At 64.0% G+C, this 1,548-nt stretch carries 2 protein-coding genes; one reads left to right on the top strand and one right to left on the bottom strand.

Going from position 1 to position 1,548, the window contains the following annotated elements; all coding sequences use genetic code 11:
• Positions 1 to 691: tetratricopeptide repeat protein (locus JHD07_RS37625; RefSeq protein ID WP_291631395.1), on the bottom strand; the 691-nt coding region annotated here is incomplete at its 3' end.
• A 217-nt stretch (positions 692 to 908) separates the two neighbouring features.
• Between JHD07_RS37625 and JHD07_RS37620 the strand changes: the two genes are divergently transcribed.
• Positions 909 to 1,436, top strand: a complete 528-nt coding sequence (locus JHD07_RS37620) for a cupin domain-containing protein (RefSeq protein WP_291631393.1) — start codon at positions 909 to 911, stop codon at positions 1,434 to 1,436.
• Positions 1,437 to 1,548: the final 112 nt, after the last annotated feature.

Here is a 1,548-nt window from a genome sequence, read left to right as displayed (position 1 = left end):
GCCAGCCGTTCACGTCGTCGGGGGCCAGGGTGATGGCCCGGTTGCAATCTGCCAGCGCCTCGTCGAATCGCTGCAGCTCCCGGAATGCGACGGCGCGATTCGTCAGCGCGGCGGCATCATCAAGCTTGATCGCAAGCGCGCGGTTCAGGCTTGCCAGAGCCTCGTCGTGGTGGCGCAGGCGGCAGAGCACAGCGCCCCGGCCGTTATGGGCCTCGCTGAGGTTTCCGTTGATGGCGAGCGCCCGATCGTAGCTCTCGAGTGCTTCCTGGTAGTTACCAAGGGCTGCGCTCGCGTTGCCGTGGTTGGAGAGGGCGAGAGCGTAATTGGGCCGCAAGGCGAGCGCGGTTCGATAACTCTCGCGGGCCGCATCGTGACGCTTCAGCCCGTTCAGCGCGACGCCGAGGCTCATATGGGCTTCGGCAGATCGCGCATCCATGGCGACCGCGCGGCTCAGCAGGATTTCGGCCTGCTGATAGTTCCCGGCATCCGACTCCAGGACGCCGAGCATATGCAGCGCGATGAATTGATCGGGCGCGATCTGCAGGAGCTGGCGATAGGCAGCCTTGGCCTCGGCAAGGCGCCCCTTCTTGTGCAATTCGAGCGCTTGCCCGAGAAAGGGCAGCACGTCGGCCTTTTGCCGCTTCTGAAGCCGCGCATTCTGAAATGCACGCTGACCGACGCCGTTGCCCATGAATCAAGTCCTCCGGATCTGTCGGCGAAACTAGTTCAGCGCGAGAACGATGACGAGACGACCCCCGCTCGCCACGCCAGCTTCGGGCAAGCTACGGCCGATCGGGCCATCGCGTGGTTGGACTAGGCTCCGCATTGCTGCCTCGCCCAGGACTGGATAATCTGCCCCTCGGATCGGACCCGTGCGACGGGCGCGGCAGAGATCAGGGAGGAAGACAATGGCCAGGCAAAAGGCATCAAGACCCGCGATGAAGACCGCAGTGAAGAAGCGCAGTGCCGCCAAGGCTGTGGCGCTATCCACGGCTCGCAAGGCGGTGAAGGTGAAGCCGCGCAGCGTTGCTGCGAACAGGCCCGCACGGCCGAAGCAGCGCATCGCGGTCAGTCATCACCGCGAGGAAGATTTCAAGGCCGACGGCCTGCGTGCCTATGCCAGCTACCGCGATCTCGGCATTGCCGAGGCGACCCATGGCCTGGCGCAGGCGCATGTGATCCGCTTGCAGGGCCCCTGCAATCCGGCCGAGGTGTCCAAGCTCCACTATCACGACGTCGAATTCCAGATGGTGTACGTGCTCAAGGGCTGGGTGAAGACCTACATGGACGGGCAGGGCGAGACCTTGATGAAGCAAGGCAGCGCCTGGACCCAGCCGCCGAAGATCAGGCACATGATTTTAGATTACTCCGATGACGTGGAGCTGCTGGAGGTGATCCTGCCGGCGGAGTTCAAGACGGTGGAGCTGAAGGGGTGATGTCATTCCGGGGCGCGCGTAGCGCGAACCCGGAATCCATTTCTCCGCTTGTGTCGTGGCGCGATGGATTCCGGGCTCGCGACTTCGTCACGCCCCGGAATGACGGCGGGAG

The sequence above is a fragment of the Bradyrhizobium sp. genome (assembly GCF_016462955.1).
In the GTDB taxonomy this organism is placed as follows: domain Bacteria; phylum Pseudomonadota; class Alphaproteobacteria; order Rhizobiales; family Xanthobacteraceae; genus Bradyrhizobium.
The sequence above is the reverse complement of the archived record's forward strand: the minus strand, read 5'-3'. Positions and strand labels throughout refer to the sequence as shown.